Here is a 20,571-nt window from a genome sequence, read left to right as displayed (position 1 = left end):
AACGGCCGCCCATGAGCGCTCACGCCGCCCCCTCGCCCGATGCGCTGTCGCGGCGCGCCGAATTCAAGGCCGCCAAGACCGACATGCTCGAGCGCTTTCGCAGCGCGACCAACGTCGCGTCGCTGATGCACGCGCTGTCGAAACTCACCGACGACGCGCTCCGGTGCGTGTGGGACGACTGCGGGCTGCCCGCGACGCTCGCGCTCGTCGCCGTCGGTGGCTACGGGCGCGCCGAGCTCGCGCCGCATTCCGACGTCGACATCCTCGTGCTGCTGCCCGATGCGCACGACCCCGCGCTCGACGCGCGGATCGAGCGCTTCATCGGCATGGCGTGGGATCTCGGCCTCGAGATCGGCAGCAGCGTGCGGACCGTTGCCCAGTGCATCGAGGAGGCGTCGCAGGACGTCACCGTGCAGACTTCGCTGCTGGAGGCGCGCCGCATCGTCGGCAGCACCGCGCTGTTCGAACGCTTCACCGTGCGCTATCACGAGGCGCTCGACGCGCGCGCGTTCTTCACCGCGAAGGTGCTCGAGATGCGCCAGCGCCACGCGAAGTTCCAGGACACGCCGTACAGCCTCGAGCCGAACGTGAAGGAAAGCCCCGGCGGGCTGCGCGACCTGCAGACGATCCTGTGGATCGCGCGCGCGGCCGGCTTCGGCAGCAGCTGGCGCGAACTCGACACGCGCGGCCTCATCACCGAGCGCGAAGCCCGCGAACTGCGCCGCAACGAAGGATTCCTGAAGACGCTGCGCGCGCGGCTGCACGTGATCGCCGGCCGCCGCCAGGACATGCTCGTGTTCGACCTGCAGACGCAGGCGGCCGAGAGCTTCGGCTACCGGCCGACGCCGGCCAAGCGCACGAGCGAGCAGCTGATGCGCCGCTACTACTGGGCCGCAAAGGCCGTCACGCAACTCGCGACGATCCTGATCCAGAACATCGAGGCGCAGCTGTTCCCCGCGACGAGCGGCATCACGCGCGTGCTGTCGCCCGACCGTTTCGTCGAAAAGCAGGGCATGCTCGAGATCGTCGACGACAGCGTGTTCGAGCGCCATCCCGACGCAATCCTCGAAGCGTTCCTGCTGTATGAAACGACCCGCGGCGTGAAAGGCCTGTCCGCCCGCACGCTGCGCGCGCTGTACAACTCGCGCGAAATCATGAACAACGTGTGGCGACGCCAACCGCAGAACCGCCGCACGTTCATGCAGATCCTGCAGCAGCCCGAAGGCATCACGCATGCGTTCCGGTTGATGAACCAGACGAGCGTGCTGGGCCGCTACCTGCTGAATTTCCGCCGCATCGTCGGCCAGATGCAGCACGACCTGTATCACGTGTACACGGTCGACCAGCACATCCTCATGGTGCTGCGTAACATCCGCCGCTTCGCGGTGGCGGAGCACGCGCACGAATACCCGTTCTGCAGCCAGCTGATCGGCAATTTCGAGCGCCCGTGGGTGCTGTATGTGGCTGCGCTGTTCCACGACATCGCGAAGGGCCGCGGCGGCGACCACTCGACGCTCGGGATGGCCGACGCGCGGCGCTTCTGCCGCGAGCACGGAATCACCGGCGACGATGCGGCGCTGATCGTGTGGCTCGTCCAGCATCACCTGACGATGAGCCAGGTCGCGCAGAAGCAGGACACGAGCGATCCGGACGTGATCAAGCGCTTCGCCGAAACCGTCGGCAACGAACGGTACCTCACCGCGCTCTACCTGCTGACCGTCGCCGATATCCGCGGCACGAGCCCGAAGGTGTGGAACACGTGGAAGGGCAAGCTGCTCGAGGATCTCTACCGGATCACGCTCGCGGTGCTCGGCGGCGCGAACCCCGACGCGCATTCGGAACTGAAGTCGCGCCAGGAGGAAGCACTCGCGCTGCTGCGCCTCGAGACCGTGCCCAACGACGCGCACCGCGCGCTGTGGGATCAGCTCGACATCGGCTTCTTCCTGCGCCATGACGCGGCCGACATCGCGTGGCAGACGCGCGTGCTGTACCGGCACGTGAATGCCGAAACCGCGATCGTCCGCGCGCGGCCGTCGCCGATCGGCGACGCGCTGCAAGTGCTCGTGTACGTGAAGGACCGCCCCGACCTGTTCGCGGGCATCTGCGCGTACTTCGACCGCAACGGGCTGTCAGTGCTCGATGCGCGCGTGAGCACGACGCGGCACGGTTATGCACTCGACAACTTCATCGTCACGCAGACCGAACGCGACGTGCGTTACCGCGACATCGCGAATCTCGTCGAACAGCAACTCGCGACGCGGCTCGCTGAAACCGCGTCGCTGCCGGAGCCGTCCAAGGGCCGCCTGTCGCGGCTGTCCCGGACGTTTCCGATCACGCCGCGCGTCGACCTCCGGGCCGACGAGCGCGGCCAGTACTACATCCTGTCCGTGTCCGCCAACGACCGGCCGGGCCTCCTTTATTCGATCGCGCGCGTCCTGGCCGAGCATCAGATCGGCGTCCACGCGGCGCGGATCAATACGCTCGGCGAACGCGTCGAGGACATCTTCCTGCTCGCAGGTGCCGGCCTGTCCGACAACCGCCTGCAGATCCAGCTCGAAACCGAATTGCTGCGCGCGATCGCAGTCTGAATGAATCCCAGCGTTTATGCGCACCAAATTAACCGTCAAGAACCCGAAGCCGGCGTCGCCGACCCGCGCCCCTGTCCGCTCCGGCAGCCTCGTCGCCCGCAAGGCGGTACGCCCCGCCGCACCGTCCGCGGCCGACAAGCCGCCGCGCCCGAAGAAGGCGTCCGCGCCGGCGGGCGCCGCCGAACGCGCATTCAAGCCGCGCGGCGCGGAACGCCCGGATGCGGAGCGCGCTCCGGCGAAACGGGCACCGCGTGACGGCGGTGCGGAACGCGGCTATCGCAGCGATGCGAAGCCGGGCGGCCGCGGCGAACGCGGCGATGCCCGCCCGTATCGCAGCGCCGAAGGCGGTGCACGCGCGCCCTATCGCGACAAGGCAGCCGGTGAAGGCCCGAAGCGCAGTTTCGGTGAACGCGGTTCGTCGTCCGATCGTCCGGCACGTCGCAGCGACGATGCGCGGCCGCGCCGCTCGGATGCCGAAGGTGGCGCACGCGCGCCCTACCGCGACAAGGCAACCGGTGAAGGCGCGAAGCGCAGCTTCGGCGATCGCGGCTCGTCGTCCGACCGCCCCGCACGTCGCAGCGACGATGCGCGGCCGCGCCGCTCGGATGCCGAAGGCGGCGCACGCGCACCCTACCGCGACAAGGCAGCCGGCTACGGTGAGAAGCGCAGCTTCGGCGATCGCGGCTCGTCGTCCGAGCGCCCCGCACGTCGCAGCGACGACGCGCGACCGCGCCGCTCGGATGCCGAAAGTGGCGCACGCGCGCCCTACCGCGACAAGGCAGCCGGCTACGGTGAGAAGCGCAGCTTCGGCGACCGCAGCGCGTCGTCCGACCGCCCCGCACGTCGCAGCGACGATGCGCGACCGCGCCGCTCGGATTCGGAAGGCGGCGCACGCGCACCCTACCGCGACAAGGCAACCGGCTATGGCGAAAAGCGCAGCTTCGGCGAGCGCAGCGCGTCGTCCGACCGCCCCGCACGTCGCAGCGACGACGATGCACGGCCGCGCCGTGCAGGCACCGAAGGCGGCGCACGCGCACCCTACCGCGACAAGGCAACCGGCTATGGCGAAAAGCGCAGCTTCGGCGATCGCAGCGCGTCGTCCGACCGCCCCGCACGTCGCAGTGGCGACGATGCACGGCCACGCCGCGCAGGCGCCGAAGGCGGTGCACGCGCGCCCTATCGCGACAAGGCGGCCGGTGAAGGCCCGAAGCGCAGCTTCGGCGAGCGCAGCAGCACCGAACGCCGCTCGAGCGACGCGCCGCTGAAAACCGCGCAACCCGTCAAGCGCCAAGCGGCCGACATCGATCACGGCGACGAAACGGGCATGATGCGCCTGTCGAAGCGTATGTCCGAGCTCGGCCTGTGCTCGCGCCGCGAAGCCGACGAATGGATCGAGAAAGGCTGGGTGCTCGTCGACGGCGAACGCATCGACACGCTCGGCACCAAGGTCAGCCCCGACCAGAAGATCGAGATCGACGAGCGCGCCAGCGCCGCGCAGGCCGCGCAAGTGACGATCCTGCTGCACAAGCCGGTCGGCTATGTGTCCGGTCAGGCGGAAGACGGCTACGAGCCCGCATCCGTGCTGATCACGCGCGCGAACCAGTGGAGCGGCGACCGCTCGCAGGTACGCTTCTCGCCGCAACACCTGCACGCGCTCGCACCGGCCGGCCGGCTCGACATCGACTCCACCGGCATGCTCGTGCTGACGCAGAACGGCGTGATCGCCAAGCAGCTGATCGGCGAACAGTCGGACATCGACAAGGAATACCTGGTGCGCGTGCGCTTCGGCGAGCAGCTCATCGACATCGACCGGCACTTCCCGGCGGAGTCGCTCGCGAAGCTGCGCCACGGCCTCGAGCTCGACGGCGTCGCGCTGAAGCCGGCGTTGGTGAGCTGGCAGAACGGCGAGCAGCTGCGCTTCGTGCTGCGCGAAGGCAAGAAGCGCCAGATCCGCCGCATGTGCGAACTGGTCGGCCTCGAAGTGATCGGCCTGAAGCGCGTGCGCATGGGCCGCGTGATGCTGGGCGCGCTGCCGCAAGGGCAATGGCGCTATCTGTCGGCCGACGAATCGTTCTGACGTTCCGACGGCGAGCACGCTGCGCGTGCCACGCAAAGAAAAAGCCCGCGCAAGCGGGCTTTTTCGTTTCCGGTGCAGCGACGCAACGTAACGCGGCACGGGCGGCCGCGTGCCGGTCAGTCGTCGGCCGGATCGAGCCCCGGGAACAGCACCTCGGTGAAGCCGAAGCGCGTGAAGTCGGTGATCCGCATCGGGTACAGCTTGCCGATCAGGTGATCGTATTCGTGCTGGACCACGCGCGCATGGAAACCGTCGGCGACGCGATCGATCTTCGCGCCGAACTGGTCGTAACCGCTGTAGCGCACCTTCGCGTAACGGCTGACCACGCCGCGCATGCCCGGCACCGACAGGCAGCCTTCCCAGCCCTCTTCCATGTCCGGCGGCATGTATTCGACCTTCGGGTTGATCAGCACGGTCTCGGGCACGGGCGGTGCGTCCGGGTAACGGTTGTTGCTGCCGAAGCCGAAGATGATGATCTGCAGCCCGATGCCGACCTGCGGTGCGGCAAGCCCCGCACCGTTCGCATGATGCATCGTCTCGAACATGTCCGCGACGATCTCGTGCAGCTCGGGTGTATCGAACCGCTCGACCGGTTTGGCGATTTCGAGCAGGCGCGGGTCGCCCATCTTCAGGATCTCGCGAATCATGGCGTGTTGCCCTCCAGGAGTTGGTGCAGTCCGTCTTCGTCCAGTACGGGGATGCCGAGTTCCTCGGCCTTCACGAGCTTGCTGCCCGCCTCGGCACCCGCGACCACGTAATCCGTCTTCTTCGATACCGAGCCCGCGACTTTCGCGCCCGCCGCTTCGAGCATCTCTTTCGCGGCGTCGCGCGTGAGCGTAGGCAGCGTGCCCGTCAGCACGACCGTCTTGCCGGCCAGCACACCCTGCGGCGCCTTCGGCGCGGGCGGGCCCTCCGGCCATGTGACCTTGCCGGGCGCGCGCAGTTGCTCGATCACGGTCCGGTTGTGCTCTTCCGCGAAGAACTGGTGCAGCGACTCGGCGACGATCGGTCCGACGTCGTTGACTTCGAGCAGTTCCTCGATCGACGCGTCCATGATCGGGGTCAGCGAACCGAAATGCTTCGCGAGATCCTTCGCGGTCGACTCGCCGACATGCCGGATGCCGAGCCCGTAAATGAAGCGCGCGAGCGTCGTGTACTTCGCCTTCTCGAGCGAGTCGAGCAGGTTCTGCGCGGACTTGTCGGCGAACCGGTCGAGCTCCGCGAGCGTCGCGAAACCCAGATTGAACAGGTCGGCCGGCGTGCGCACGAGATTCAGCTCGACGAGCTGGTCGATGATCTTCTCGCCGAGCCCGTCGATGTCGAGCGCGCGGCGCTGCGCGAAATGCCACAGCGCCTGCTTGCGCTGCGCCGGGCAGAACAGGCCGCCGGTACAGCGCGCGATCGCCTCGTCCGGCAGCCGCTCGATCTTCGAGCCACACACCGGGCATTCGGTCGGCATCACGAATTCGGCCGCGTCGGCCGGCCGGCGATCGAGCAGCGCGCCGACCACTTCCGGAATCACGTCGCCCGCACGTCGCACGATCACGGTATCGCCGATCCGGATGTCCTTACGGCGTACTTCATCCTCGTTGTGCAGCGTCGCGTTGGTCACCGTCGCGCCGCCGACGAACACGGGTTCGAGCCGCGCGACAGGCGTGATCGCGCCGGTGCGGCCAACCTGTACATCGATCGCGACGAGCTTCGTCAGCGCTTCCTGTGCGGGGAATTTGTGCGCGAGCGCGAAGCGCGGCGCGCGCGACACGAAGCCGAGACGATCCTGTTCGTCGCGCCGGTTCACCTTGTAGACGACGCCGTCGATGTCGTACGGCAGCGACTCGCGCTTCTCGCCGACCTTGCGGAAGAAGCCGAGCAAGCCGTCGGCGCCGTGCACGACTTCGCGCTCGCGGTTCACCGGCAGGCCGAGCGACTCGTACCAGTCGAGCAGCGCGCTGTGCGTGTCGGGCATCGGCATGCCGTCGAGCACGCCGATCCCGTACGCGAAGAACGACAGCGGACGCTGCGCGGTGATCTTCGGGTCGAGCTGGCGCAGGCTGCCTGCGGCCGCATTGCGCGGGTTCGCGAATTCACGCTGCTCGGCCGCGCGCTGGCGTTCGTTCAGGCGTGCGAAATCGCGTTTGAACATCAGCACCTCGCCGCGCACGTCGAGCACGGCCGGCACGTGCGCGCCCTTCAGCTTCAGCGGGATCGAGCGGATCGTGCGGACGTTCTCCGTCACGTCCTCGCCCGTCGTGCCGTCGCCGCGCGTGGACGCCTGCACGAAGACGCCGCGCTCGTAGCGCAACGAGATCGCGAGCCCGTCGAACTTCAGCTCGCATGCGTATTCGACGGGGTCGGTCACCGAACCGGCAAGGTCGGTCGTCTTGTCGAGCGCATCGGCGACGCGCTTGTCGAACGCGGCGATGTCCTCGTCGGCGAAGCCGTTGTTCAGCGACAGCATCGGTGCGTCATGGACGACCGGCGTAAAGCCGTTTGCCACTTCGCCGCCGACGCGTTGCGTCGGCGAATCGGGCGTCACGAGTTCGGGGTGATCGGTTTCGAGTTGCTGCAGCTCGCCAAACAGCCGGTCGTATTCGGCGTCGGGCAGATCCGGCTGGTCGAGCACGTAGTAGGCGTGGTTCGCCCGCTCGAGTTGGTCGCGCAGCCACGCGGCACGCGCGTCGGGCTGGCTGGCTGGCGGTTCGGCTTGGGTTCGGGCCATGCTGGCGGCAGATTCGTTCTGAAAAATCGGATGTCCGATTATCTCAGTTTGATGCCGCGACGGCGACACGCAATGCGTGCCAACGGCCCCTCGCAGCGCACACCGGCGGCGTGTGTGCGGCGCTGCAGCGACGGGCGGCGGCACCGGATGCCGCCGCCCGCAAACGCGTTACTGGCTGAAGAGGCGACGCGTGACCGGCGAACCGGCCGGGATGCCGGCTTCCTCGAGCTTCGCGTACAGCTTCATCAACTGCTGGTCGATCGCGACCAGCGTCGATTCCGGCAGCGGCCGGCGCGAATCGTCGACGACGCGCGCACCGATGCGCTCGGACAGCGACTTCGCGTAATCGCACATCAGCCGGAACGGCAGGATGTCCTCTTCGGCGACCGGCACGTCGAGCACCAGCGTGATCATGTTGCCGCCCTTGTACGTGAGGTCGTCGCGCAGGAAGTTCGTGTCGCCGAACTGCAGCATGAACACGGGATTCTGCTTCGCGTCGAGTTTCACGAAACGCGTGCCGTCGCGCGACAGCAGCAGCCCGTCTTGCGATGCAACAGCCTGCACGTAGTTCGCCGACCACGGCGCGCCGTCCGACATCACGTTGATCGACAGCTGCGCGTCGCACTGCGCGGCAAAGCCGTCGAGCTCGCGCGCCATCGCGACCGTCTCCATCATGTCCGGGAATTCCGGCGCGCCGTCGATTGCATCGGCGAACTGCTGGACGCCCGTCACGAATTCGGAGAATTCAAGCTCGTTGAGCGCGCCACTGCGGTTCGCGAGCTGGGCGGCCGCGCGCAGCTCTTCATACCGCACGCCGTTCTGCAGCAACTCCCACTGGCCGCCTTCCGGCTTGCCTTCGATATGCACGGGCTTGCTGCCCGCACGGCGCAGCCGCTGGGCGGCCGGCAGGATCTTGTCGCCCGGCAGCGATCCGCCGAGGCGGATCGGCACGATGCAGTCGATCCGGCGGTCGACGATCGCGGGAGGCGCCGACGAGATCGTCGTCGCGGCCGGCAGCACGGGTTCGGCCGGCTCATCCGATGCCGCGGGCGCCGCTGCGTCGGACGTGGCGGCGACCGAATCTTCGTGGACGGCCTGTTCGGTCGAGGCAGTCGATTCGGTCGACTCCAGCGACGGGTCGAGGCCGGTGGCCTCGGCCTGCAGATCGGCCGGCGTGTCCGCCGGCGCGACACCGCCGAACGTCGGCTCGACGCGCGCGGCTTCGGTCGGCGCACTCGTGGCGGCCGCCGGCGCCGGTGCCGCGGGTTCACGCCGTGTGGGCTGACGCACCGGCTCGATGAACGGCCGCTCATCGTCGCGCTCGGGGCGATTCATCGCCTCGGCCGCTTCTTCCGGCATCGGGCGCGGCATCTTGCGCCGCACCTTCGCGCCCTGCCACGCGTTGTAGACCACGACGCCGCCCACCACGACGGCGCCCGCGCCGATCAAACCGAGTGTCAACTCGTCCATGCACGCTCCATCAGCAATTCTTTTTCGTCGGAACCGCGAACGGGCGCCCATGCGCCGCGCGAACGCGATCCGGGTTCGTCAAACGTCAATTCTGCGCAAAACCCGCGGCAGTTTCCATGTCCACCGCCACGATCCGCGACACGCCCTGCTCCTGCATCGTCACGCCGATCAACTGCTGCGCCATCTCCATCGCAATCTTGTTGTGCGAAATGAAAAGGAACTGCGTCTTGTCGGACATTGCGCGCACGAGATTCGCGAAACGCTCGGTGTTCGCGTCGTCGAGCGGCGCGTCGACCTCGTCGAGCAGACAGAACGGCGCCGGATTCAGCTGGAACATCGCGAACACCAGTGCGGTAGCGGTCAGCGCCTTCTCGCCGCCCGACAGCAGGTGAATGGTCGCGTTCTTCTTGCCCGGCGGCTGCGCCATCACCTGCACGCCGGCATCGAGGATTTCGTCGCCCGTCATGATCAGCTTCGCCTGGCCGCCGCCGAACAGGCGCGGGAACAGGTCGCTGAAGTGACGGTTGACCTCGTCGAAGGTGCCCTGCAGCAACGTGCGGGTTTCCTGGTCGATCTTGTGGATCGCGTCCTCGAGCGTCGTGATCGCGTCGGTCAGGTCAGCCGACTGCGCGTCGAGGAACACCTTGCGCTCGCTGGCGGCCTTCAGCTCGTCGAGCGCGGCCATGTTCACCGGACCGAGCGCGTTGATCGCGTTGTTCAGGCGCGTGACTTCGCCCTGCAAATACGACGGCTTGAGATCCGGCGTCAGCTTGTCGCGCAGCGCTTCCTCGTCGACCTCGGCCGCCGTGAGCTGCTCGGCGAACTGCTCGACGGACAGGCGCGCGGCCTGCTCCTTCAACTGCAGCTCGGTGATGCGATCGCGCAGCGGCTGCAGCGAACGTTCGGCGACGAGACGCTGCTCGTCCGATGCGCGCAGCTTCGCGGTCAGGTCGTCGAGTTCGATCCGGGCGGCCTGCAGCGCTTCTTCCTTGACCGCACGAATTTCGAGCGCGTCCTGCAGGCCCGTATGCGCGGTCTGCTCGTTGATCGTTTCGAGTTCGGCGCGCGCGTCTTCCAGCGAGGCGGCGACGCGTTCGCTCTGCTCGTGCGCGACCTGGATGCTGCGCTTGAGTTCGTCGATCCGCGTGACGGCGTTGCGCGCGGCGAAGCGCGCGTCGTTCGCGCCGCGCTCGAGGTCGCGGGCTTCCTGGCGCGCCTGCGTCAGCGATTCGTCGAGTGCTTCGAACGCGAGCTGGTTGTCTTCGAAACGCGCCTGCAACTCGGCGAGCTCGCCGTCGAAGCGTTCGAAGTTCGCTTCCGACTCCGCGCGCAGTGCGCGCTGCTCGTCGATCTGCGCGCCGATTTCCTCGAGTTCCTCGCGGATCTGCGTGCTGCGCTGCGTGTAGCGTTCGTGTGCCTGCGCGAGCTTCAGCACGTCCATCTGCAGCGCGTGCACGCGCTGCGTCGCGCGTTCGGCCTGCGCACGCACGTCGCCCAGCGCCTGCGTGGCCTGCGTGTGCGCGGCTTCCGCCCGCACGGCAGCGGTGCGGGCCTCGTCGGCGAGCAATGCCTGTGCGCGCACCTGGCGCGTCAGGTTTTCGATTTCCTGCTGGCGGGCCAGCATCCCGGCCTGCTCCGAATCGGCTGCGTACAGCTGTACGCCGACCCGCGTGACGATGTGGCCGGCCTTGACGACGAAGGCGCCGCCCGCCGGCAGTTGCGCACGCGTCGCGAGCGCCTGGGCGACGTCGTCGGCGACGTACACATTGCCGAGCCAGTCGTTCAGCACCGCGCGGATGCCCGCATCGTCGATGCGCAGCAGCGACAGCACCGGGCGCAGCCCGGCTGCGGCGGCAGGCGGTTCACCGGCCGCGGGCGGCGCATAGAACGCGAGCTTCGCGGGCGGCGCGTCGGTCGCGAACGCCTTCACCCAGTCGAGATTCGACACTTCGAGCGCGGCGAGACGCTCGCGCAATACGGCCTCGAGCGCCGCTTCCCAGCCCGGTTCGACGTGCAGCTTCTTCCACAGGCGCGGCAGCGCGCCGAGCTCGTGCTTGTCGAGCCACGGCTGGATCTTGCCTTCGGTCTGCACGTTCTCCTGCAGCTGCTTCAGCGCGGCGAGCCGTGCCTCAAGCTGGTGGATCTGCGTGCTTTCGGCCTGCACGCGCTCTTGCGCGGCGCGGCGTTCGCCGTCGAGGCGCGGCACCGTTTCCTGTGCATCGGCAAGACGCGCCTGCGCTTCGGCGAGGATCTCTTCCTGTTCGGCGAGCTGCATGCGCAACTCTTCGAGCTGCGCCTCGTCCGGCGCGTCGAGCCCGCCCGCCTCGGACTTCAGACGCTCGTGGCGCTGCTGAAGCTGCTGGAGCTGCTGGTCGGCGTTGCGCTGGTGCGCGGCTTCGAGCTTCAGCGACTGTTCGGTCTGCGCGATCCGTGCGCGCTCTTCGTTGAGCTGCGTCTGCGCGTCGCGCCACTTCGCTTCGAGGGCCGGCAGCGCGTCGTGCTTCGCCGCTGCATTGTCTTCAGCGAGCGCGGCCTTCTCGTCGGCCATCGCGCGCGCCTCTTCGGCTTCCTCGAGTTCGTCCTGCGCCTTCTCGGCCTGCGCGCGCCATTGCTCGCGCTGCGCGTTCAGTGCAGCGATCTGCGCCTGCACGCGGTTGCGTGATTCGACGATGAACTTGATCTCGGCCTCGAGGCGGCTCACTTCGGCGTTCGCCTCGTAGAGCGCGCCCTGCGCACCCTGCATCGCATCGCTCGCCGAGTAATGCGCGACCCGCAGCGTCTCGAGCTGCGACTCGACCTCGCGCAGCTTGGCGGTCTGCGCCTCGAGGTCGATCTGCGCCTGCTCGATCGCACGCTGCTGCTTCTGCTGCTCGCCCGCGGCTTCGTTCTTGCGCAGCAGCCACAACAGGCGCTGCTTCTCTTCGCCGTCGGCGACGAGTTCCTTGTACCTGGTCGCGACGACGGCCTGCCCCTCGAGCTTCTCGAGGTTCGCGCCGAGCTCGCGGACGATGTCCTCGACACGCGTCAGGTTCTCGCGCGTATCGTGCAGGCGGTTCTCGGTCTCGCGGCGGCGCTCCTTGTACTTCGACACGCCCGCGGCCTCCTCGAGGAACACGCGCAGCTCTTCCGGCTTCGCCTCGATGATCCGCGCGATCATCCCCTGCCCGATGATCGCGTACGCGCGCGGGCCGAGACCGGTGCCGAGGAAGATGTCCTGGATGTCGCGGCGGCGCGCCGGCAGGTTGTTGATGTAGTAGCTCGACGTGCCGTCGCGCGTCAGCACGCGCTTCACGGCGATCTCGCCGTACTGGCCCCACTGTCCGGCCGCACGGCCGTCGGAGTTGTCGAAGATCAGTTCGACGCTTGCCCGGCTGCCGGGCTTGCGGGCGGTCGAGCCGTTGAAGATCACGTCCTGCATCGACTCGCCGCGCAGCTCGGACGCGCGCGACTCGCCGAGCACCCAGCGCACGGCATCGATGATGTTGGACTTGCCGCACCCGTTCGGGCCTACCACGCCAACAAGCTGGCCCGGAACCTGGAAATGCGTGGGATCGACAAAGGATTTGAAGCCAGCGAGTTTGATCGAGCTCAGACGCACGGCGGTATCGGATGTGAAGAAGGTGTGAAACGGACGGGGCCGCGATGCGCGGGGCCGAACGGCCCGTGTGCGCGACGCGCCCCGGAATTCAAAAGCGGGGCCGCGCGCATCCTGCGTTGGCCCCGCAAACGGCTTCCATCATACCATCGCGCGTGCGCCGTCCCGCCCGTCGCCGGGTTTGCCCGGCGCGGGCGTGGCACGATGGACCCGGCTCGACAGCAGCGTCGCGAGCACGATGCACGCGCCGCCCGCCCACTCGCGCGCGGTCGGCAGTTCGTTCGCGAACACCCACGCCGACAGCGCGGTGATCACGATCTCGAACAGCATGATGATCGACGCACGGTTCGCCGGAACGCGCGCGAGCCCGTATTGCACGAGCAGGTTGTTCACTGCGATCGTCACGCCGATCGCCACGATGATCAGCGCCGCGATGCCGAACTGGTCGCCCGCCGGCGCGGCCGGCAGCCCTTCGAACAGCGACGCGATCGCGCCAAACACCGCCGCGCCGCCGAACAGCGTCGCGGTGCGCATTTCCGCGCGCATCTCCGGCAGCTCGCGGCTCGCCTTGATCACGAGCACGTTGCTCATCGCGAAACTCAGTCCGGCCGCGAGCCCCGCCCACTCGGCCGGGTTGGCCGGCAGCGGCACGCCGAGCTTCGGCGACCACAGCATCAGCATCGCGCCGCCGATCGACAGCGCCGCCAGCCCCGCGCCGGCCCAGGTCAGCCGCTCGCGCAACAGGAAGTGCGCATAGATCGCGGTCCACGCCGGGGTCAGGTAGAACAGCAGCATCACGCGCAGCACTTCGCCGTGGATCGTGCCCCACACGAAGCCGAGGTTCGTCACGCCGGCCGTGATCGCGATGCCCGGCAGCACCCAGTGCCAGCGCAGCGTCGAAATCGTGCTGTGGCGCACCACGACCACGAACAGGAACGCGACGGCGCTCGTCAGCGCGCTCGCCAGCGTGCCGGTGAGACCGAGCGACGCGAGGATCCGCAACGGATACCAGATCAGGCCCCATACCGAGGCGCCGATCAGGATGGCCAGTGTCGGCAGGCTGCCGCGTACCGGGTTGTTCATTTGGTTCGATACCCTTTAATCGACCGGCCCGGCCGCCGTTCCGGCGGGCCGTGACCGCATTGCGTCACGCTATAATCGTCCGTTGCGAACCGCGCGCCGTCGGCGCCCGTTCGCAGCCGCGCGGCCCCTGAGCCGCCCCCTTTCGCTCCAACCAGGCCGCGATGGCCGCTTCGCCCGTGAACCCTCGACTCGACTCGCTCCAGCCCTATCCCTTCGAAAAGCTGCGCGCCCTGTTCAAGGACGTGACATCCGGTGCCGGTACGCCGTCCGCCAGCCTGAAACCGATCAGCTTCGGCATCGGCGAGCCCAAGCACCCGACCCCGGCGCTGATCCGCGACGCCGTGGTCGCGGCCCTCGACGGCCTCGCGTCGTACCCGGCCACCGCCGGCTCGGACGCGCTGCGCACGTCGATCGCGCACTGGCTCGAACGCCGCTACGGGCTGCCGGCGATCGATCCGGCCACGCAGGTGCTGCCGGTGTCCGGGTCGCGCGAGGCGCTGTTCTCGCTCGCGCAGACGGTCATCGACGCACGCCCGACCGAGGACGGCGAGAAGGCGATCGTACTCTGTCCGAATCCTTTCTATCAAATTTACGAAGGCGCGGCGCTGCTGGCCGGTGCCGAACCCTATTTCGTGAACAGCGACCCGGCGCGCAACTTCGCGTGCGACTACGCGGCCGTCCCCGACGAAGTCTGGGCGCGCACGCAGCTGCTGTACGTGTGCTCGCCGGGCAACCCGACGGGCGCCGTGCTGACGCTCGACGACTGGCGCGAGCTGTTCGCGCTGTCCGACCGTCACGGCTTCGTGATCGCGTCCGACGAGTGCTATTCGGAAATCTATTTCGACGAAGCGGCGCCGCCGCTCGGCGGCCTCGAGGCCGCGCACCGCCTTGGCCGCGGCTTCGAACGCCTGGTGATGCTGTCGAGCCTGTCGAAGCGCTCGAACGTGCCGGGCATGCGCTCGGGCTTCGTCGCCGGCGACGCCGCGCTGCTGAAGAAATTCCTGCTGTACCGCACGTACCACGGCGCCGCGCTGTCGCCGGTCTGGCAGCATGCGAGCATCGCCGCGTGGAACGACGAGGCGCACGTGCGCGAGAACCGCGCGCTGTACGCGCAGAAATTCAACACCGTCACGCCGATGCTGGCCGACGTGATCGACGTGAAGCTGCCCGACGCCGCGTTCTACCTGTGGGCCAACGTCGCGCGCACCGGCCTGTCGGACACCGAGTTCGCCCGCCGCCTGTACGCCGACTATAATGTGACGGTTCTGCCCGGCTCGTACCTGGCGCGCGACGCGCACGGCACGAATCCGGGCCGCGATTTCATCCGGATCGCGCTCGTCGCGGGCACCCCCGAATGCGTCGAGGGCGCGCAACGCATCGTCGATTTCTGCCGGGCTCTCGCGCAGTAAGACGTCCATACCGATCAATTCCATTCATCTCCTGCGAAAACGAACATGTCGCAACAACTTCAGCAAATCATCGATACCGCCTGGGAAAACCGCGCCGAGCTGTCGCCGAAGGCCGCGCCCGCCGACGTCCGCGAAGCCGTCGCTCACGCGATCGAGCAGCTCGACAAGGGCGCACTGCGCGTCGCCGAGAAAATCGACGGCAACTGGACCGTGCACCAGTGGCTGAAGAAGGCCGTGCTGCTGTCGTTCCGCCTGGAGGACAACGCGCCGATGCCCGCCGGCGGCTACTCGCAGTTCTACGACAAGGTGCCGTCGAAGTTTGCGAACTACACGGCTGAAGACTTCGCTGCAGGCGGCTTCCGCGTCGTCCCGCCGGCCATCGCTCGCCGCGGCTCGTTCATCGCGAAGAACGTCGTGCTGATGCCGTCGTACACGAACATCGGCGCCTACGTCGACGAAGGCACGATGGTCGATACGTGGGCCACGGTCGGTTCGTGCGCGCAGATCGGCAAGAACGTGCACCTGTCGGGCGGCGTCGGCATCGGCGGCGTGCTCGAGCCGCTGCAGGCGAACCCCGTCATCATCGAAGACAACTGCTTCATCGGCGCGCGCTCGGAAGTCGTCGAAGGCGTGATCGTCGAAGAGAACTCGGTGATCTCGATGGGCGTGTACCTCGGCCAGAGCACGAAGATCTACGATCGCGAAACGGGCGAAGTCAGCTACGGCCGCATCCCGGCCGGCTCGGTCGTGGTCGCCGGCAACCTGCCGTCGAAGGACGGCTCGCACAGCCTGTACTGCGCGGTGATCGTGAAGAAGGTCGACGCGAAGACCCGCGCGAAGGTCGGCCTGAACGAGCTGCTGCGAGGCGACTGATGGCCAAGCCGCGTACCGTGGTCGTCTACGGCATTCCGAACTGCGACACCGTGAAGAAAGCCCGCGTGTGGCTCGACGATCACGGCGTCGAATTCGAGTTCCACGACTTCAAGAAGCTCGGCGTCAGCGCACCGCTCGTCGAGGACTGGCTGAAGGACGTGTCGCTCGACGCGCTGGTGAACAAGCGCGGTACTACGTGGCGCGGCCTGGACGACGCCATGAAGGCCGCCGCGGAAACGAAGTCCGGCGCGGTGGCGCTGATGATCCACAAGCCGTCGGTCATCAAGCGCCCGGTGCTCGTCGTCAACGGCCGCGTGAAATCGCTCGGCTTCGTCGCCGATCAGTACGCGGCGCTGTTTGCCGCCTAGGGCCGCGCGCTGCGCCCGCGGGCGCAGCCCGACGTCTCGTCGCTGCCGGCCACTGCGCCGGCATTTTTTATCCAAAGTGGTCCGAACCATGTCCGCCACCCTAGCCCTTACCGAACAGCTGATCGCCCGCGCGTCCGTCACGCCCGACGACCAGCATTGCCAGCAGATCATGACCGAGCGCCTCGCGGCGCTCGGCTTCGAATGCGAGACCATCGCGTCGCACGGCGTGACCAACCTGTGGGCCGTCAAGCGCGGCGCCGACGGTCGCGACGGCAAGCTGCTCGCGTTCGCGGGCCACACCGACGTCGTGCCGACCGGCCCGCTCGAACAGTGGACCTCGCCGCCGTTCATTCCGGCCCATCGCGACGGCAAGCTGTACGGCCGCGGCGCGGCCGACATGAAGACGTCGCTGGCCGCATTCGTCGTCGCGTCGGAGGAATTCGTCGCGGCCCACCCCGGCCACCGCGGCGCGATCGCCTTCCTGATCACGAGCGACGAGGAAGGCCCGGCCACCGACGGCACCGTGAAGGTCATCGAGCTGCTGGAAACGCGCGGCGAACGCCTCGACTACTGCATCGTCGGCGAGCCGACGTCGACCACCGAACTCGGCGACGTCGTCAAGAACGGCCGCCGCGGCTCGATGTCCGGCGAACTGATCGTCAAGGGCGTGCAAGGCCACATCGCGTACCCGCATCTCGCGAAAAACCCGATCCACCTGCTCGCGCCGGCGCTCGCCGAGCTTGCCGCCGAACAGTGGGACGAAGGCAACGAATACTTCCCGCCGACCACCTGGCAGGTGTCGAACCTGCACGCAGGCACCGGCGCGACCAACGTGATCCCCGGCCACGCGGACCTGATGTTCAACTTCCGCTTTTCGACGGCGAGCACCGTCGAGGGCCTGCAGGCACGCGTGCATGCGATCCTCGACAAGCACGGCCTCGAATACACGCTGACGTGGTCGGTGAGCGGCCTGCCGTTCCTCACGCCGCGCGGCGACCTGTCGAACGCGCTGGAGAACGCGATCCGCGCCGAGACCGGCCTCACGACCGAACTGTCGACGACGGGCGGCACGTCCGACGGACGCTTCATCGCGCGCATCTGCCCGCAGGTGATCGAGTTCGGCCCGCCGAACGGCAGCATCCACAAGATCGACGAACACATCGACGTGCGCTTCGTCGACCCGCTGAAGAACGTGTACCGCCGTGTGCTCGAACAACTGATCGCCTGATGGAGCCTCGCATGACGACACCTTTTGCAACCGTTCGCGACCTGCTGCGCTATGCAGTCACGCGATTCTCGAAAGCGAAGCTCTCGTTCGGCCACGGCTCGGACAACGCGTACGACGAAGCCGCCTACCTCGTGCTGCGTACGCTCGACCTGCCGCTCGACACGCTCGAACCGTTCCTCGATGCACGCCTGCTGCCCGACGAAATCGCCGCGGTGCTCGCGGTGATCGAGCGGCGCGCGACGGAGCGCGTGCCGGCCGCCTATCTCACGCATGAAGCGTGGATGCACGGCCATCGCTTTTACGTCGACGAGCGCGTGATCGTGCCGCGCTCGTTCATCGGCGAGCTGCTCGACGACGGGCTGCAGCCGTACGTCGTCGATCCCGAGCAGGTCGGCGCGGTGCTCGAGCTGTGCACCGGCTCGGGCTGCCTCGCGATCCTCGCGGCCAGCGCGTTCCCGAACGCCGAGATCGACGCGGTCGACCTGTCCGACAAGGCCCTCGAAGTCGCCGAAATCAACGTGCGCGACTACGGTCTCGACGATCGCATCGCGCTGCATCACGGCGACCTGTACGCGCCGCTGCCCGCGTTCCGTGCCGACCCCGACACGCGCTACGACGTGATCCTGACGAACCCGCCGTACGTGAACGCAACGTCGATGGCGGCGCTGCCGCCCGAGTACCAGCACGAGCCGGAGATGGCGCTTGCCGGTGGCGACGACGGGATGGACATCGTGCGACGGATCATCGCCGAAGCGCACAAGTGGCTGCACGACGACGGCGTGCTCGTCGTCGAGATCGGCAACGAGCGCGAGAACGTCGAGGCCGCGTTCGGCGGTCTCGACCTCACGTGGCTGCCCACCAGCGCCGGCGACGACAGCGTGTTCCTGATCCAGGCGTCGGACCTGCCGCGCAAGGCCTGACGGCCCCCGGGGCCGAACCGTGCGGTACGACATACCGCTGCATCGCACGGTTCGGTAAGATGCGCGTAGGCGGCCGCCGCGCCGCACGACTTCAGGAGTCCGTCACGCGCCTATGACCCTCGACTGGCTACACCTCGGCACCCTGATCCTGGCCATCCATGCGCTCGGGATCATCGCGGCGTGTCACGCGATCATGAACACCCGCACGTCGCAAGGCGCGGTCGCGTGGGCCGTGTCGCTCGCCGCGATGCCGTACCTGACGCTCATTCCCTACCTGTTCCTCGGCCGCAGCAAGTTCTCCGGCTACGTCGACGCACGACGCCTCGAGATGGAAGCGCTGCGCACGCACAGCCCGCGCGCGCCGTGGCTCGAAGCCGACGCGGCCGACGGGCCGACCGCCAATGCGATCGGCCGGGCCGCCGTGCTCGCGCTCACGCGGCTCGGCGGCATGCCGTTCGTCGGCGGCAATGCGGTGCGCACGCTCATCAATGGCGACACAACGTTCTCCGCGATCCTGTCGGCGATCGACGAGGCGCGCGACTACGTGGTCGTCCAGTTCTTCATCGTGCGCGACGACGCGCTCGGCCAGATGCTGCGCGACGCGCTGCTCGCCCGCGCCGCGGCCGGCGTGCGCTGCTACCTGCTGTACGACAGCATCGGCAGCTTCGACCTGCCGCACAGCTACGTCGACACGCTGCGCCGCGGCGGTGTCGAGGTCCACCCGTTCGCGACCCACCGCAAGTTCGTCAACCGCTTCCAGCTCAACTTCCGCAACCATCGCAAGATCGTCGTCGTCGACGGCAATCGCGCGTTCGTCGGCGGGCACAACGTCGGCGTCGAATATCTCGGCGCGAACCGGCGCCTGTCGCCATGGCGCGACACTCACATCGAGATACGCGGCCCGGTGGTCGCCAGCATTCAGTACGTGTTCGCCGAAGACTGGCACTGGGCGACGCAAACGCTGCCGCCGCTCGCCGCACCGCCGGCAGCGCTGCCCGGCGACGCGATGCATTGCCTCGCGGTGCCGATGGGGCCGGCCGACAAGCAGGAAACCGGGTCGCTGTTCTTCGTCGAGGCGATCAATGCGGCGCGCGAACGGGTCTGGATCACGACGCCCTACCTCGTGCCCGACGAAGCGGTGATCGCCGCGCTGAAGCTCGCGGTGATGCGCGGCGTCGACGTCCGCATCCTGATCCCGAGCCGGCGCGACCACTACGTCGTGTTCGAGGCGTCGAAGCTCTACGCGCGCGATCTCGTCGATGCCGGCGTGAAGGTGTTCCGCTACCGGCCTGGCTTCCTGCACCAGAAAGTGGTGCTGATCGACCGCATCGCGGCCGCAATCGGCAGTGCGAACCTCGACAACCGCTCGTTCCGGCTCAATTTCGAGATCATGGTGCTGACTGTCGATCGCACCTTCGCCGACGAGGTCGAGACAATGCTCGACGCCGACTTCGCGCAGGCCTACGAGGTCGATGCGAGCGAGTATCGGACCGCGCCGGCGTGGCGGCGCATCGCGATGCACGTCGCGCGCCTGTTCGCGCCGATCCTGTAGCGAACGCACGCGCCGTACCACCGGCAAGCACGACGGCACGGCGGCGCACTCCCGCGCTTTCCGTGCCCTGCGCGCTCCCGCGGCGACACGCGGCCCGTTCGAGCCACCGGTCGCCTCATGCGGTTACAGCAGCTTGTCGATATCCGCGGCGATTTCCTCGGGCTTCGTCGACGGCGCATAGCGTTTGACGATGCGCCCGTCGCGGTCGACCAGGAATTTCGTGAAATTCCACTTGATCGCCTTCAGGCCCAGGATGCCCGGCGCTTCGCCGGTCAGGTAGCGGTACAGCGGATGCGCGTGATCGCCCTTCACGTCGATCTTCGCGAACATCGGAAACGTGACGCCGTAGTTGCGCTCGCAGAACGTGCCGATCTGCGTGGCGTCGCCCGGTTCCTGCTTGCCGAACTGGTTGCACGGAAAGCCGAGCACGAAGAAGCCGCGGGTCGCGTACTGGTCGTAGAGCTTCTGCAGCCCCGCGTACTGCGGCGTGAAACCGCACTCGCTCGCGGTGTTGACGATCAGCAGCACCTTGCCGCGGTACGCATCGAGCGAGGCCGGCTGGCCGGCGAGCGTCTCTGCGCTGAACGAATACAGGGTGGACATCGGGCACTCCTTTTACGAAACCGGATCGACGTGGAGTCTAGGCGAAATCGCGCCTTTGCGGCATCCGCCGAACGGCCAATGCCCGG

General features: G+C 67.9%; 14 protein-coding genes. 8 read left to right on the top strand and 6 right to left on the bottom strand.

The window, feature by feature from the left end; all coding sequences use genetic code 11:
- The first annotated feature begins 11 nt into the window (after positions 1-11).
- Positions 12-2,588: a [protein-PII] uridylyltransferase gene (locus BX604_RS34365; protein ID WP_098555774.1), complete on the top strand. Its 2,577-nt coding sequence runs from the start codon at positions 12-14 to the stop codon at positions 2,586-2,588.
- A 16-nt stretch (positions 2,589-2,604) separates the two neighbouring features.
- A complete protein-coding gene (locus BX604_RS34360; protein ID WP_098555772.1) occupies positions 2,605-4,665 on the top strand; it encodes a pseudouridine synthase in 2,061 nt (686 codons plus the stop codon).
- Between the two features lie 116 nt (positions 4,666-4,781).
- Here BX604_RS34360 and def read toward each other — a convergent pair whose 3' ends face one another.
- From def to BX604_RS34335, 5 genes are all read right to left on the bottom strand, one after another.
- Positions 4,782-5,312, bottom strand: a complete 531-nt coding sequence (def, locus tag BX604_RS34355) for a peptide deformylase (RefSeq protein ID WP_098555769.1) — start codon at positions 5,310-5,312, stop codon at positions 4,782-4,784.
- Positions 5,309-7,384 carry an NAD-dependent DNA ligase LigA gene (gene ligA / locus BX604_RS34350; protein ID WP_098555766.1) on the bottom strand — a complete coding sequence of 692 codons (2,076 nt, stop codon included), beginning with the start codon at positions 7,382-7,384 and terminating at the stop codon, positions 5,309-5,311. Before ligA ends, def begins: the two co-directional genes overlap by 4 nt.
- A 168-nt stretch (positions 7,385-7,552) precedes the next feature.
- Complete coding sequence (locus tag BX604_RS34345) at positions 7,553-8,854, bottom strand: cell division protein ZipA C-terminal FtsZ-binding domain-containing protein (protein ID WP_098555763.1); 1,302 nt, start codon at positions 8,852-8,854, stop codon at positions 7,553-7,555.
- Between the two features lie 85 nt (positions 8,855-8,939).
- A complete protein-coding gene (gene smc, locus BX604_RS34340) occupies positions 8,940-12,452 on the bottom strand; it encodes a chromosome segregation protein SMC (protein ID WP_098555761.1) in 3,513 nt (1,170 codons plus the stop codon).
- Positions 12,453-12,590: 138 nt separating this feature from the next.
- A complete protein-coding gene (locus BX604_RS34335; RefSeq protein ID WP_098555759.1) occupies positions 12,591-13,532 on the bottom strand; it encodes a DMT family transporter in 942 nt (313 codons plus the stop codon).
- A 161-nt stretch (positions 13,533-13,693) separates the two neighbouring features.
- On the opposite strand from BX604_RS34335, the gene dapC reads away from it, so the two are divergent.
- The 6 genes from dapC to cls all read left to right on the top strand — a co-directional run bounded on the left by dapC (position 13,694) and on the right by cls (position 19,882).
- Entirely contained in the window at positions 13,694-14,941 is a 1,248-nt protein-coding gene (gene dapC, locus BX604_RS34330; RefSeq protein ID WP_098555756.1) for a succinyldiaminopimelate transaminase, read from the top strand.
- A 45-nt stretch (positions 14,942-14,986) separates the two neighbouring features.
- Positions 14,987-15,814 (top strand): 2,3,4,5-tetrahydropyridine-2,6-dicarboxylate N-succinyltransferase, encoded by an 828-nt coding sequence (gene dapD / locus BX604_RS34325; RefSeq protein WP_006478479.1) that lies wholly within the window; start codon positions 14,987-14,989, stop codon positions 15,812-15,814.
- Positions 15,814-16,182 (top strand): ArsC family reductase, encoded by a 369-nt coding sequence (locus BX604_RS34320; RefSeq protein WP_044847939.1) that lies wholly within the window; start codon positions 15,814-15,816, stop codon positions 16,180-16,182. Before dapD ends, BX604_RS34320 begins: the two co-directional genes overlap by 1 nt.
- Positions 16,183-16,270: 88 nt before the next feature.
- Positions 16,271-17,410: a succinyl-diaminopimelate desuccinylase gene (gene dapE / locus BX604_RS34315; RefSeq protein ID WP_098555754.1), complete on the top strand. Its 1,140-nt coding sequence runs from the start codon at positions 16,271-16,273 to the stop codon at positions 17,408-17,410.
- A gap of 11 nt (positions 17,411-17,421) precedes the next feature.
- Entirely contained in the window at positions 17,422-18,330 is a 909-nt protein-coding gene (prmB, locus tag BX604_RS34310; RefSeq protein WP_098555752.1) for a 50S ribosomal protein L3 N(5)-glutamine methyltransferase, read from the top strand.
- A 112-nt stretch (positions 18,331-18,442) separates the two neighbouring features.
- Positions 18,443-19,882 (top strand): cardiolipin synthase, encoded by a 1,440-nt coding sequence (gene cls / locus BX604_RS34305; RefSeq protein ID WP_098555749.1) that lies wholly within the window; start codon positions 18,443-18,445, stop codon positions 19,880-19,882.
- Positions 19,883-20,005: 123 nt separating this feature from the next.
- Here cls and BX604_RS34300 read toward each other — a convergent pair whose 3' ends face one another.
- Positions 20,006-20,485, bottom strand: coding sequence for a glutathione peroxidase (locus tag BX604_RS34300; RefSeq protein WP_098555747.1), 480 nt, complete (start codon positions 20,483-20,485; stop codon positions 20,006-20,008).
- Between the last annotated feature and the right edge of the window lie 86 nt (positions 20,486-20,571).

The sequence above is a fragment of the Burkholderia sp. JKS000303 genome (assembly GCF_002563755.1).
In the GTDB taxonomy this organism is placed as follows: Bacteria; Pseudomonadota; Gammaproteobacteria; order Burkholderiales; family Burkholderiaceae; genus Burkholderia; species Burkholderia anthina_B.
This window is presented reverse-complemented; position numbering and strand designations above follow the sequence as displayed.